The organism is Collinsella aerofaciens, assembly GCF_005845035.1.
GTDB classification, from domain to species: Bacteria; Actinomycetota; Coriobacteriia; order Coriobacteriales; family Coriobacteriaceae; genus Collinsella; species Collinsella aerofaciens_I.
Map to the genome: position 1 here is coordinate 1 of NZ_SPFO01000010.1, position 12,612 is coordinate 12,612.

The 12,612-nt window shown below is 61.3% G+C and carries 11 protein-coding genes; 6 read left to right on the forward strand and 5 right to left on the reverse strand.

Features of this window, described 5'->3' with window-relative positions; all coding sequences use genetic code 11:
- The first annotated feature begins 254 nt into the window (after window positions 1-254).
- The 3 genes from FGQ67_RS05955 (at window position 255) to FGQ67_RS05965 (ending at window position 2,204) form a co-directional block, all read left to right on the forward strand.
- Window positions 255-926 (forward strand): nitroreductase family protein, encoded by a 672-nt coding sequence (locus FGQ67_RS05955; protein WP_138340581.1) that lies wholly within the window; start codon window positions 255-257, stop codon window positions 924-926.
- 82 nt (window positions 927-1,008) lie between these two features.
- Entirely contained in the window at window positions 1,009-1,551 is a 543-nt protein-coding gene (locus FGQ67_RS05960) for a histidine phosphatase family protein (protein WP_138340582.1), read from the forward strand.
- Between the two features lie 17 nt (window positions 1,552-1,568).
- Entirely contained in the window at window positions 1,569-2,204 is a 636-nt protein-coding gene (locus FGQ67_RS05965; RefSeq protein ID WP_138340583.1) for a histidine phosphatase family protein, read from the forward strand.
- Window positions 2,205-2,334: 130 nt separating this feature from the next.
- Here the strand turns inward: FGQ67_RS05965 and FGQ67_RS05970 are convergent, their stop codons facing one another.
- From FGQ67_RS05970 to FGQ67_RS10100, 5 genes are all read right to left on the reverse strand, one after another.
- Entirely contained in the window at window positions 2,335-3,018 is a 684-nt protein-coding gene (locus tag FGQ67_RS05970) for a DUF1015 family protein (protein ID WP_138340585.1), read from the reverse strand.
- A gap of 39 nt (window positions 3,019-3,057) precedes the next feature.
- Window positions 3,058-4,278: a M20 family metallopeptidase gene (locus tag FGQ67_RS05975; RefSeq protein WP_138340587.1), complete on the reverse strand. Its 1,221-nt coding sequence runs from the start codon at window positions 4,276-4,278 to the stop codon at window positions 3,058-3,060.
- Between the two features lie 177 nt (window positions 4,279-4,455).
- The gene (locus FGQ67_RS05980) at window positions 4,456-5,619 is read right to left on the reverse strand and encodes a phosphoglycerate dehydrogenase (protein ID WP_138340589.1); all 1,164 of its coding nucleotides are present in this window, start codon (window positions 5,617-5,619) and stop codon (window positions 4,456-4,458) included.
- A 68-nt stretch (window positions 5,620-5,687) separates the two neighbouring features.
- Entirely contained in the window at window positions 5,688-6,812 is a 1,125-nt protein-coding gene (gene serC / locus FGQ67_RS05985) for a 3-phosphoserine/phosphohydroxythreonine transaminase (protein WP_138340590.1), read from the reverse strand.
- A 133-nt stretch (window positions 6,813-6,945) separates the two neighbouring features.
- Window positions 6,946-7,119: a hypothetical protein gene (locus tag FGQ67_RS10100; RefSeq protein WP_171025223.1), complete on the reverse strand. Its 174-nt coding sequence runs from the start codon at window positions 7,117-7,119 to the stop codon at window positions 6,946-6,948.
- Window positions 7,120-7,460: 341 nt separating this feature from the next.
- On the opposite strand from FGQ67_RS10100, the gene FGQ67_RS05990 reads away from it, so the two are divergent.
- The 3 genes from FGQ67_RS05990 to brxC all read left to right on the forward strand — a co-directional run bounded on the left by FGQ67_RS05990 (window position 7,461) and on the right by brxC (window position 12,546).
- Complete coding sequence (locus FGQ67_RS05990) at window positions 7,461-8,111, forward strand: BrxA family protein (RefSeq protein ID WP_171025224.1); 651 nt, start codon at window positions 7,461-7,463, stop codon at window positions 8,109-8,111.
- 1 nt (window position 8,112) lies between these two features.
- On the forward strand, window positions 8,113-8,805 hold the full coding sequence (locus FGQ67_RS05995) for a DUF1788 domain-containing protein (RefSeq protein ID WP_138340594.1): 693 nt from the start codon (window positions 8,113-8,115) through the stop codon (window positions 8,803-8,805).
- Between the two features lie 78 nt (window positions 8,806-8,883).
- Complete coding sequence (brxC, locus tag FGQ67_RS06000; protein ID WP_138340596.1) at window positions 8,884-12,546, forward strand: BREX system P-loop protein BrxC; 3,663 nt, start codon at window positions 8,884-8,886, stop codon at window positions 12,544-12,546.
- Window positions 12,547-12,612 lie beyond the last annotated feature (66 nt).

Consider the following 12,612-nt stretch of genomic DNA (forward strand, 5'->3'; position numbering starts at 1 on the left):
AAGTCATAGATGCGGGCGTGTTGGCTAAAATGGGTCGGCCGGGATTGGTCAATCTCGGCCGACTATATTTGGCTAAATTATTCCGACGCTAACAGGGAGGGCGAAACGTAACCCAAAGGCCCCGAATTGTTTCCGTTGTTCCCCACGTCGCGATTTTCTATTCAACAGGTGTAGAACATTGCAGCCCTGTTCGTTATTGCCTACGTTTTAGGTTAGATTTTCCTAAGGACAATTGGTTTGTATTGGGGGTCCCTATGAACGAAGCAGTTCCCGAGGCACCGTCGAGTGTCGAATCGATGGCAGAGCAGGGTTGCGAAAAGCTCGGCTTGGACGCGTTTGATGCGTTGGTTCGCCGCGCCCGCACGTGCCGCCGTTTTGACGAGTCCATGCGCGTGCCGCGCGAGTTTTTGCTCGAGCTGGCGGAGCTGGCGCACCTGACCCCGTGTGGTGCCAATGCTCAGCGTCTTCGTCTTCATGTGGTGAGCGGTGCCGAGGATTGCGCGCGTGTATTTGACGAGCTCGCATGGGCCGGCGCACTTAAGGATTGGCCGGGTCCTGCCGAGGGCGAGCGCCCGACCGGCTACATCGCGATTCTGGCCGAGCGCGCCGTTCCGGGCAAGCCCGCCGCTCCCATTACCGATGTCGACACAGGCATTGCCGCGCAGACGATGATGCTCGCCGCCCGCAGCGCCACGCCCGAGGTGGCAGCCTGCATGTTCAAGGCCTTTACGCCCCATGCGATCGATGCCATGGGGCTCGATAACGACAAGTATGAGCTCAAGCTGATCATGGCCTTTGGCGTTCCGGCCGAGATACAGGTGATCGATGCGATCGATTCCAACCCCGATGGCTCCATCAATTATTGGCGCGACGAGGCACAGGTGCACCACGTACCCAAGCGTTCGCTCGCCGACGTGCTGGTGTAGTTGAGCGTCACCGCGGTGTGATCCGGCGGTAAACCACCACAAAGGTGCCTGTCCCCTTTGCGGTGGTGCGAGAGGAGGGCGTGTGGCAGATTTGTATTTGGTGCGGCATGGGCAGACTGAGCTCAATGTGCAGAATATTTTGCAAGGTGGGCACGATTCGCCGCTTACGGCGCGCGGGCGCGAGCAGGCGCTGGCGACGCGCGCGGCGTTTGAGGCGCGTGGCGTGACCTTTGACCGTGTGTATTCCTCCCCGTTGGGCCGGGCGCGGCGTACGGCTGAGCTAATTGCTGGTGAGGGCCGCTCGATAGAGCTGGTCGATGACCTACGCGAGTGGCATTTGGGCTCGCTGGAGGGTACATCAAATCGCGATATGCCGCCGCAGCCCTGGGGCGATTATCCGGTGGCCTTTGGCGGCGAGTCGGAAGTGCAGCTTCAGTCGCGCATGGTCGCGGCGCTGTCCCGCATCATGGCCAGGCCGCAGCACGACTGCGTGCTGGCGGTTTCCCACGGCTCAGCCTGCCAGGAGTTTCTTGAGTATGTGACTGGCAGGGGAGAGCTACCCGACAACGGAGCCGTGCTTCATTTTGGCTATTGCGACGGGGCGTTTTCGCTCCTTGATTGGTAACGAACGAAAGGACCCCTATGAATAAAGACCTGTATCTGGTTCGTCATGGGCAGACAATATTCAACCTTAAGCGCATCATTCAGGGTTGGAGTGACTCGCCGCTCACGCAGTTGGGTTGCGACCAGGCGGCGCGCGCCGGCATGTTTTTACGTGCGCGCGGCATTGAGCCCGATCATGCCTACACCTCCACGCTTCATCGCACCGAGCAGACTATCGCCAACTTGTGGCCGGGCTTGGCGTACGAGCGCCTGGACGGCCTGCGTGAGTGGTTCTTTGGCGACTTTGAGGCCGAGCGCGTGATGCTCATGCCCGAGCGCCCGTGGCGCGACTTCTATCGCCAGTTTGGCGGCGAGGGCCAGATGCAGGTGCGCGAGCGCGTGGTGGCGACGTTGACCGATCTTATGCGTCGCCCGGACCACGAGTGCGTGCTCGCGGTGAGCCACGGCTCGGCCATCAAGGAGTTTTTGGATCACGTGAGGGGAGCGGCGGCCGACGAGCACGAGCGCGTGCCGGGCAACTGCTCGGTGCTGCACTTTGCGTTTGACGACGAATCCGACACGTTTGAGCTGGTCGAAGTCTTTACGCAGGAGGATTACGCGCGCGAGCTGGGGCTTGAACCGCTTGTGGCTACTGCAGGTCCGCAGCGCGGATAACGCGAGCGCGGCGGCGCGGGTCGCCGGCATAACTTCTCGACGCAAAAGGGGCGGAGATGCATGTACCTGCTGCATCTCCACCCCCCTGTTTGTTGAGCTGCCGATTTTTGTGTTGGGCGGTCTGGTCTTGCTAGAACCGCGCGACCTGGTGCGTGAACAGACCTGTCGGAACCTGCGGCGCGGCGCCGCTGACCTGCGCGGCGGGGAAGAGCACGGCAACGGTAAAGTTGAACGGCTCCTTGCCGGTGTACGTTCCGGCGGCACGGGTCTCATCGACCAGCAGCTGCGACGCCCAGGTCAGAGCGGCGGCGTAGGCGGGGTCGTCGGCCAGTGCCGGCTCCGGTGCTTGGTCGAGCATAGCGCGGATGGCCCCGACGGCGTCCTCGCGCTTGACCTCCCACGCGCGGTGCGTAATGCCCGCGGGGTCGGTGACGGCGTAGAGCGACGCGCCCTCTTTGGCGGCGCCCAGGATGATATCCATGACGGGCGAGGCCTCGTAGGCGAGCGACACGGGGCGCGGCTGCACCTTGAGCTCGGCGATTGCGCGCGCGGCGGCGGCCACGTCGGCGCTGGCATCGCCCTTGCCGCCCGCAAGTACACTCGTCGGGCAGATCGCCACGACACCCGTCACACGTCCCGGCTCGCCCGAGCATTCGTACACGTAATACGCCGCACCCGGGTCCTTGAGCATCAGGCCATCGGCAAGGGCACCGCGCAGAGCATCGTTGCCGCTCAGGATGCTGCCCATTGCAGGCAGCGCCTCGAGCACGCGGTCCTGAGCCGGGCGGATGCAGGGAAACGGAAATGCTTTCATGGGCGGTCCTAACGCACGAGTCGGTTTGTTCGCGGCTTATTATGCCCCAACTTGCCCATTCGCGTCCCAGAGCACGTTATCGGCGAGCGCGATGAGCACGTTCTGACAGCGAACGATATCGGCGTGGGGCACATATTCGTTGGGCTTGTGCGCGAGCGCCAACGAGCCGGGGCCGTAGCTCATGCAATTGCGGTTACCCGTCTTGCTGGCAATGACGGCGGTATCGGTGTAGCCGGTAAAGAAGCCGACGGTCGTGTCCTCGTCCGTCGTATCGTCTGCTGCGCGCTTGAGTGCAGCTAGAAGGGGAGAGCTCGGATCGCGCTCGATAGCGGGGCGGTCGCCCGTCACGGTATAGGTGCCGCGGCAACCGGGAACTGCGGCTTCGGCGACGGCGATGGCCTGCTCTACCATGCGCGTCGCGGCGGCCGTATCGGTCGGCGGGGTCAGACGCATGTCGACCCAGACTTTGGCGCGGTCGGGTACGACGTAGGGGCGATATCCGCCCTCGATTTGGCCAAACGTGATGGTCGAAGGCCCCAGCTCATCGTGCGCGGGCAGCGCCATAAACGCGCGACGGAGCGAACACACGACCTCGGCCATGGCGGCGACGGCATCCGCGCCCTTCCAGGGCTGGCTCGCATGCGCCGTCACGCCAGTCATTTCAATTTCGAACCACGTACGCCCCTTGTGCGCCACCTGGATCTGTCCGTCGGTGGGCTCGGTGTCCAGCACCCATTCACGCGAGCCGACCCAGCCAGCATCGATCGCGGCCTCTGAGCCACGCATAAAATCTTCCTCGTCGACCGAGCAGATGAGCGAAAAGCCGCGGCGGGGCAGCGCGCCATCCGCCACCACGTGCTCGAGCGTATGGACCAGTGCGGCAATGGCGCAGGCCAGGCCACCCTTCATATCGCAGGCACCGCGGCCGTAGAGTTTGCCGTCGCGCACGACCGCCCCGAGCGGCGTAATGTCCGCATCCCAGCCGTCGCCCAGCGTAACGGTATCCATATGGCAGATATAGACGAGTCGCGGCTCGTCGCTTTGGCCCGGCACGGTGACCATTAGATTGCGGCGTCCGGGGAGTACTTCGTGCTCTGCAATCTGCACGGCATCGAGTACCGGATGGCTCAGCTGCGCCAACCGTTCCTCAACCAACGCTTTGATATAGCGTTCAATCTCGCCCTCATACGCACCTGGGTCGGAACTGTCGATCCGCACGAGCCCTTGCGTAAGCCGCCAAGCAAAATCTGTATCAACCATAGGCACCTCACAGATAGTTAGGTCAACATACAGATTGTATGCCAAGAAGCGGCTCGGTGCATTTAATGGAGGGCTCACAAAAACGGGGACGCCTCTCGTGCGAAAGGCGCCCCCGCGGGCATTCAATGTCAGCGACGGGCAGGCCACATGGGGAACTGCCCGTCAGATCAGCCGGCGCTATTTAATCACGCGTACGCGATACATCGACGGAATCTGCTTGAGCGCCTCGATCGTGCTGCTGTTCAGGTGCTCGTCGGTGTCGAACATGGTGTAGGCGTTCTCGCCGGCGGACTCGTTGGTCATGCGCTGCACGTTGGCGTTGTCCTTGGCCAGGATGGCTGTGATCTGGCCGATCATGTTGGGCACGTTGGCATGCAGGCAGGCGATGCGGCTCGCGGCGCGCGCCTTGCCCATGCTGCAGGCGGGGTAGTTGACACTGTGCGCGATGTTACCGTTCTCCAGGTAATCCTTGAGCTCGCTGATGGCCATGTCGGCGCAGTTGGCCTCGGCCTCGCCGGTGCCTGCGCCCGAGTGCGTGGTGATAAACGTATTGGGCATCTTGACCGTCTTGGGTGTGGCAAAGTCGCAGCTAAACCAGCTCAGCTTGCCCTCGCGCAGGGCGGCGTCGACGGCGTCCTCATCGATGATAGTCTCGCGCGCGTAGTTAATCAGCACGGCGTTGGGCGCCAACAGGTCGATCTGCTCGGTGCTGATCATGCCGATGGTGTCGGCCTTGCTGGGCACGTGCACGGTGAGGTAGTCGCAGCCGCGGCACAGGTCCTCGAGCGTGCCCACGCGCTGCACCTCGCGGCTCAGCACCCACGCGTGCTCGACGGAAATGAACGGGTCGTAGCCATAGACGTCCATTCCCAGATCGACGCAGGCGTTGGCGACCTTGGAGCCCACGTTGCCCAGGCCGATGACGCCGATGCGCTTGCCCTTGAGCTCGCGGCCCACAAAGGCCTTCTTGGCCTTCTCGGCATCGACCTGAATCTCGGGGTCGTCGGCGTTGTCGCGCACCCAGTTCATCGACTGCACCACGCCGCGGCTCGAAAGCACCAGCATGCCCAGGACGAGCTCCTTGACGGCGTTGCTGTTGGCGCCGGGGGAGTTAAAGACGACGACGCCCTTCTTGGCGTACTCCTCGACGGGGATGTTGTTGACGCCGGCGCCGCAGCGGGCGATGGCGCGGATGCCCTCGGGCAGCTCGTAGCCGTGCAGGTCAGTCGAGCGCATCAGGATGGCGTCGGCCTCTTCGGCGGTGCTCACAAATTCGTAGCCCTCGCCAAACTCGACTTTGCCGTCTTTGGTAATGTCGTCGATGGTCTTAATCTTGCGCATGAAAAACTCCTTAGCGGGTTTGTTAAAACAAGTGGTTTGAAGTGGCTGGTCGGCCCGCGTGTTGCGGGCTAGTTAGATCGCGGACTCAAACTATGCTGCGCTTCGAAGTCCTTCATGTACGAGGCCAGTGCCTGCACGTTTTCCATGGTTACGGCGTTGTAGACGCTGGCGCGCATGCCGCCCACCAGGCGATGGCCCTTGACGTTTTGAATCTGGTGCTCGGCCGCGCCTGCGACAAAGGCCGCGTCAAGCTCGGCGTCGCCGGTGCGGAAGGTGACGTTGGCGATGGAGCGGCTGTCGGCCTGCGTGGTGCCATGGAACAGCTCGCTGTTCTCGAGCAGGTCGTAGAGCAGATTGGCCTTGGCCCAGTTGCGCTCGGCCATGGCTGCGAGTCCGCCGGTCTCCTCGACCCAGTGGAACACCTTGCCGCACACGTAGATGCCAAAGGTGTTGGGCGTGTTGAGCATGGAGCCCTTGGCGGCCTGGGTCTTAAGGTCTAGATACTGCGGCGTCTGCGCAAAGGCGGGGCCATCGGCGATAAGGTCGTCGCGCACGATAACCACGGTCACGCCTGCGGCACCGGCGTTTTTCTGCGCGCCGGCATAGATGAGCCCGTAGCGCTCGACGTCGAGCGGCTGCGACAGGAAGCAGCTCGAGACGTCGGCGACCAGCGGCACGTCGCCGCAATCGGGCAGCTCGTGGAACATGGTGCCAAAGATGGTGTTGTTCTGGCAGATGTAGACGTAGTCGAGCCCGTCGCCCGCGGCCTCGGCGGCAATGCGCGCGTTGATGTCGGCCATGTTGGGAATGCGGTCGAAGTTGGTGTCCTCGGAGCTCGCGAGCAGCACGGCCTCGCCGTACTTGGCGGCTTCCTTGTATGCCTTGTTGGCAAAGTTGCCGGTCACGACGTAGCCGGCGCGACCGCGGCGCATGAGGTTCATCGGGATGCCCGCGAACTGCAACGTGGCGCCGCCCTGCAAAAACAGGACGCGGTAGTTATCGGGGATGTTCAGCAGACGGCGTAGGGTTGCCTCTGCGTCGTCGATGATCTGCTGGTACATGCTAGATCGATGACTCATCTCGAGCACGGACATGCCGCAACCGCGGTAGTCCATCATCTCGTCGGCGATCTCGGCGAGCACGCTTGTGGGCAGTGCGGCCGGGCCAGCTGAGAAGTTGTGCACACGTGCCATCTTCTAGTTCCCCCTCGTGGTCGTTTGGACGTTCGGGATACTTTAGCACAGTGGAGCGCCAGGCGCGACCGCATCACGGTAAAACTCGAGTGCGCTGCTATGATTTACAGGATGGTTACATGGGGGGATGACCTTACCTGATGGCTCGCATCCGATCTGCCTCAGCTTTTGCTTGTTTCCAGGGGCGCACACGACCGTTGGTGAGGTCGTCGTAACCATGAGCGATGGTACGTTGAATGTGATCTTCGCGTTCCTGAATGGTAGTTAGTGCGCGCGTCTGATCAGAAATAGGCTTTACGACAGGCATACGAAACTCCTTACATAGAAGCATATGTATAACTCTATGTTGAATATAGCGGAGGGTGGCGTTGGGCGTGTGCGTGCCTGCATTCGTAAGCGCGGTTGTCTGGCAAGTGTGATTTGGGGCGACCTCGTTAAAGTTTCTAAGCTGCGAAAATGACCGTTAACCGGATTAAATTTTGTTGCTCAACATTTGACACTCTGGGCGTGGTAACTTTTTTACCAACAGGTATGATTATTGTCATGTGCGCCGCGCCTGCCTGCCGGGTTGCGGCGCACTTGTGACAGCCTTTGACACCCTTGGAGCGTGTACTGTGGATGTAACCACAAAAAGCGTTCGGGGGGGGGGTGCTCACCCGCGAGCAATTCCTCCCGCATGAGATGCGCATCGTCGCTGCCCTTCGTATGCAGGGCGCAAGCGACGAGCAGGTCATTGTACGCGTAAAGAGCGAGAACCTCTTTCAATATCCCACGGAGCGCATGGTCGCCAACCGCGCAACCGTGTGCCTTCGCCGCCTTGACGCCATGGTGCCCACGGACGCCGTATGCGCCGCGCGCGGCATCGACCCCAAAACCGCCGTCGAGGCTGCGTCATCCCTAACCGGGCTCATGGCATCCGGCGCTCCCACGCAGGCGGACCAGGCCATCTTCTACAGCATGATCTGCCGCTACGATATCGTGCGCGAGCTCGTGCTCGTCGAGGTAGGGGAGCGCCTACAAAACTTCGATTATGCCTTTACGGCGGTTGACCTCAACGCCTTTATGACACGCTTTACCACGGAGTATCCGGACGCGGCCCGCTGGACTGAGGCCACGGTCATGCGTATTAAGGGCTCGCTCCGCCAGACGCTCCGCCATGCCGGCCTTATCGGCGAGGGCCAGGGCCCGGAGTCCGAGCGCCTGTCACCACTCTTCCTCGATTCCGATGTCGAGCGAGCCTTGGTTCAGCTGGGCGAGCAGTCGCTTATCGCGGCCCTTACCGGCAGGGCGGTGATGTAGCGTGGCTCCCGTCAAAAGCGCCGTCGACCCTGTTATCACCCCGGCGACCGATCTCACCACCAATATCGGCATCCATTCCCGTAAGAGCGTCGTGGCGGCGCATGTCCGCTCCGAGCACGCCCGTCAGGAATTTGAGCGCCGCGCGCAGCTTCTGCGCGAGTGCCTGTGCAGCGAGGACTTTTTGGCCAACAAGGGCATAGGCAATGAGATCGGCTTCCACACCTTTTGCTATGACCCTGCGCTGGAGTTTGAGGCGCGTGCATTATTTGACACCCTTTCATGCGATGCCGAGGCCGACAAGCTTCCGTGCACGCTCAAGGTCGTGAACCTTTACGACGCCGTGCTGGCAATTCTCGAAAAGCGCCGTGTCCTTAAGGCCATCCCACGCCAAGAGGAGCGCCGCGGTACCCAGCGCGTGCTCGAGGACGTGGCCAAGTTCGCCTCGCCCGAGAAAGTTGCCGCGTACATCCTTGAGCAGACCGAGCCGTTCGCGCCCGGAGACGTCATTCTCCTCACCGGTGCGGGCGAGGTCTTCCCGTTCTTTCGCATGCACACGCTTCTCCACTGCATGCTTGCGGATTTTGATGAGGTGCCTGTGGTCGCCGCCTATCCGGGCAGTTTCAACGGCTCTTCTTTCCAGCTCTTTAACCGTCTGCCGGCCGACAACTACTACCGCGCCATCGATATCTCGTAAGCACGGCTCCCCGCAGGCAAGTCCCTGCCGCCGGTAACAACCCTTTGCCATAACGTTCCCAAACCCAAAGGAGCACCCATGGACAACACGATCATTCGCGACCTCTTTGCTAAAGACATCAACCGCTCCATCAACGGCGTGGTCAAGGTCCAGGATTCAAAAGATGGGTCCATCCGCCAAGAGCTTGACGAGTACGTGGTGACGCGCGAGTTGCAGAGGCACTTTGCCACGTTCTTCAAGGCCTACGGCGATGCCATCGATGCGCGCACCGACAAGATCGGCGTGTGGATCAGTGGTTTCTTCGGTTCCGGTAAATCGCACTTCCTCAAGATGCTGAGCTACCTGCTCGAGAATCGCCAGATCGGCGGTAAGAGCGCCATCCGCTACTTTGACGGCAAGATCGTCGACCCCATGGTCGCGGCTGCCATGGAGCGCGCCTGCTCGGTGCCCACGCAGGCCATCCTCTTTAACATCGATAGCAAGGCGGGCCAGTGGAAGCAGGGCGATACGGCTCCCACGGCGCTGCTTCGCGGCTTTGAGCGCATGTTCTACGAGGCGCGCGGCTTCTACGGCGAGGACCTCAAGCTTGCAAAGCTCGAGGACTACATCGATTCCCTGGGCAAGACCCAGGAGTTCCGCGAGGCCTTTGAGCGCGTGAACGGCGAGTCCTGGCTCCAGACCCGCGACACCTACAGCTACTTTGAGGACGACGTGGTCGAGGTGCTGCAGAGCGTGCTCGGCATGAGCGAAAAGGCCGCATGGAACTGGCTCGAGGGTTCTGAGGACGAGGTTTTGGCCCCCGATGTCTTTGCCAAAAAGGTCAAGGACTACGTAGACGCTCAGGCAGCGGCCCACGGCGGCAACTTCCGTTTGCTCTTTATGGTCGACGAGGTGGGTCAGTTTATTACAAACGACAAGGACCCAAGCCTTATGCTGAGCCTTCAGACCATCGTCGAGGAGCTGGGTGCCGCCTGCGGTGGCCGCGTGTGGGTGATGGTTACGAGCCAGGAGGCCATCGACAACCTGAGCCTGCCCGTGGGCAACGACTTTTCAAAGATCCAGGGCCGCTTCAATACCCGCCTTTCGCTCTCCAGCTCCAGCGTGGACGAGGTCATCCAGCGCCGTGTGCTCGAGAAGACCGCGCCGGCGGCCGATATGCTTGCACAGGTCTACGAGCAAGACGCCGCCGTGCTTAAAAACAACTTTACCTTTGAGGGTGGCTCGCGCTCCGACCTTGCCGGCTACGCCAACTCCAAGGATTTTGTGGCCAGCTACCCGTTTGTGGGCTACCAGTTTAAGCTCCTGCCCGACGTGATGACCGAGGTGCGCAAGCACGGTGTCAAGGCCAAGCACATGTCAACGGGTGAGCGCTCCATGCTGAGCGCGTTCCAGGAGAGCGCTCAGGCCATCCAGTATGACCAGACCGGTGCACTCGTGCCGTTCTGGTGCTTCTTCGACACTATCTCCAAAGACCTTGAGCACGGCATCAACCAGGTGGTCGACCGCGCGGTCCGTGCGGCCGAGGACGCAAAGGGCCTTGAACCCTACGACGTTCGGGTGCTCAAGCTCCTGTACCTGATTCGTTACATCGGCTACGTTAAGGCCACGGTCGAGAACATCTCCATCTTCATGATCGACGGCCTCGACGTGGACATGCGCGCCCTCAAGGACCGCGTCAAGGAGTCCCTTGCCCGCCTGGAGGGCGAGAACTACGTGGCACGCCAGGGCGATGCCTATAGCTTCCTCACCGACGAGGAGCAGGAGATAGCGCAGGAGATCGCACGCACTCCGGTCGATAACGCGCAGGTGATCGAGTCTATCAAAAAGCGCCTGTTCGACAGCATCTACACCGCGCGTAAACTCAACCGCGGGGCCAACGACTTTCCGTTTGACCGCTATGTGGACGGCTCAATCCACGGTGCCAGCATGGGCGGCATGGAGCTTTGCGTGGCGACTATGGCGAGCGATCTGGGCCGTGCGGACGATACCGAGCTGGCCTTGGCTTCTTCGGGCAAAGCCATCGTGGCTTTGAGCGACGAGGCGGATTATTGGGAGACGCTCGTCAACGCCGCCAAGATCCGCAAGTACGCCAAGACGCGAAATCTCCAGGAGCTTCAGCCGAGTACGCGCCAGATCGTCGAGTCCAAGATGCGCGAGGCAGCCTATAACGAGAAAGAGGCCGATGTCCTTTTGAGCGAGGCCGTACTCCATGCACGTTGCGCGGTCAACGGCCGCATAATTGAGGTCCGCGCGGTCAAACCCGCTCAGGTCTTTGAGCAAGTGCTGGCGCAGCTGTGCGATGTGGTCTTTGAAAAGGCCGACTATATCGGCGCGCCGGTCACGAGCGATTCCGATATCCGCTCCACTCTGGCGGGCAACGTTCAAGCGGGGCTCGCTGGCATGGACGCGGGCAACACGCGTGCGCTCAAGGAGGTCGAGGACTACCTCAAAGTGCAGCACCAGCGCCACCTGGATACCGCTATGGGCGATATCCAGCGCAGGTACCAGCAAAAGCCCTATGGCTGGCGCGAGGTTGACATCGCAAATGTGGTGGCGCAGCTTGTAGTGGAGCAGCGCGCGCAGGTGCTGTTTGGCGGTCAGGCGGTTCAAGCTAACGACAGCCGCATGGTGTCGCTCCTGCGTAAGGATGCCGATAAGGCCCAGGTGCGTTTGCGCGTGCGCATGAGCGACCGGTTGCTGCGCGCCACGGGCGAGCTTATGCGTGACCTGTTTGATCTCAAGACCGTGCCCTCCAACGAGGATAAGCTCGTGGCCGAGCTCAAGGAGCGCCTTGAGGGCTTGCGTGAGGTGTGCGTCGCCATGGCACGCGACTACTACACGGGTATCAAGCCGGCCTGCCCGTATCCCGGTGAGGACGAGTGCGAGAAGATGCGCTCGGAGGTGGTCGACGTTCTTAAGGACCAGAGCGATTCCGAGGCGTTCTTGACCACGTTCACCAAGCACGAGGACCGCCTGCTCGATGCCAAGGAAGACTTTGACAAGGTGGTTGAGTTCTTCGAGTCCAACCAACGAACAGCGTTTGACCACGCCAAGGATTTCTTGAGCCGCACCGAGGGCATCGAGTATGCCTCCGATGACATTCCCAACGCGGTGGAGAACGTGGCAAAGGTACGCGAGATCCTCAAAGACCCAAAGCCCTACGGCCGCATTAAAGACCTTCAGCCGTTGATGGCACCCGTCAAGGAAGACATCAAAAAGCACCTGGGCATTCGCCGCAACGAGTTCTTGTGTCGTATCGAAAACGACCTGCAGGATTTGCGGAAGCAGGCCGAGAGCCAAGAAGGTTTTGTCAAGCAGGCCAAGGATGCCATCGCGGACGCCAACACCAGGTATGAGTCGTTCAAGAACCGCGCCCATGGCGTCCAGAGCCTCAACGAGCTTAACGCCCTCGCGGCAAACTGGGAAAACTGGATCGTTGCTGCAACCAACAAGATATACGACGCCGTGGATGAGGCCCGCATGCGAATGGACAACGAGCGCCGCACCACCGAGGTCACGAGTACGGGTGAGGTGGTCAAGAAGATTTCCAACAAGGGCGCCGCATCGTCTGCGCCCGTGCCCGCGTCTAAGCCCCAGCGGAAGATCAAGACCGTGCGCCGCGCCGATTTGGCCAAGCCGAGTCGCCTCTTGTCCGCAGAGGACGTGGAGCGCTACGCGGACGACCTGCGCTCTCGCCTTATGCAGGAGCTCGCTGCAAACGACGAGATTCGTATCAACTAACTCGCGGAGCCACCGGTGCCAAAGCGAGCACCGGTGGTTTATGGCGTTTAGAAAGGCTCATCAACC

Excerpts from the sequence above, each read along its gene's own strand:
- FGQ67_RS05965 (WP_138340583.1), top strand. The coding sequence starts at position 1,569 with ATGAATAAAGACCTGTATCTGGTTCGTCATGGGCAGACAATATTCAAC.
- serC (WP_138340590.1), bottom strand. The coding sequence starts at position 6,812 with ATGGCACGTGTGCACAACTTCTCAGCTGGCCCGGCCGCACTGCCCACA.
- FGQ67_RS05980 (WP_138340589.1), bottom strand. The coding sequence starts at position 5,619 with ATGCGCAAGATTAAGACCATCGACGACATTACCAAAGACGGCAAAGTC.
- brxC (WP_138340596.1), top strand. The coding sequence starts at position 8,884 with ATGGACAACACGATCATTCGCGACCTCTTTGCTAAAGACATCAACCGC.
- FGQ67_RS05970 (WP_138340585.1), bottom strand. The coding sequence starts at position 3,018 with ATGAAAGCATTTCCGTTTCCCTGCATCCGCCCGGCTCAGGACCGCGTG.
- FGQ67_RS05955 (WP_138340581.1), top strand. The coding sequence starts at position 255 with ATGAACGAAGCAGTTCCCGAGGCACCGTCGAGTGTCGAATCGATGGCA.
- FGQ67_RS05975 (WP_138340587.1), bottom strand. The coding sequence starts at position 4,278 with ATGGTTGATACAGATTTTGCTTGGCGGCTTACGCAAGGGCTCGTGCGG.
- FGQ67_RS10100 (WP_171025223.1), bottom strand. The coding sequence starts at position 7,119 with ATGCCTGTCGTAAAGCCTATTTCTGATCAGACGCGCGCACTAACTACC.